Source organism: Vibrio sp. 1180_3 (assembly GCF_029478545.1).
GTDB classification, from domain to species: Bacteria; Pseudomonadota; Gammaproteobacteria; order Enterobacterales; family Vibrionaceae; genus Vibrio; species Vibrio aestuarianus.
On record NZ_SJFM01000225.1, the window covers coordinates 1 to 312 of the forward strand.

The following is a 312-nucleotide window of genomic DNA, read 5'->3' on the forward strand; positions in this document are numbered from 1 at the left end:
CGTCAACCTTCACTTGAACCTGGTCATTACCCAGCTCGTCTTTGTTGATCACGCCATCGTCTGGATTGTTGTCATCCACGATGCTCACGCTTGGCGCACCGGCGTCCGCCGTGGTATCCACTTTCGCTTCGTCGCTGCCTGGTAGAGACACGTTGCCGTCGCGGTCGGTCTGCGTTGCATCGACCTTGATGCTTGCGCCCTCGGCCACGGTTTCTGTCCACGTGATGGTGCCATTGTTGTAGCTGTAGTTGCTGTCGCTTATCTCGCCGTCTTCATTCAGGCTCAGCGTCACTGTGCTTGCGCTGCCACCAT

The 312-nt window shown here is 57.4% G+C and carries 1 protein-coding gene; it reads right to left on the reverse strand.

Translation table 11 applies throughout. The features are described 5' to 3' along the window. Positions 1-312, reverse strand: a 312-nt coding sequence (locus EYW48_RS21670; protein ID WP_277433103.1) for a hypothetical protein, incomplete at both ends; no start/stop codon positions are given.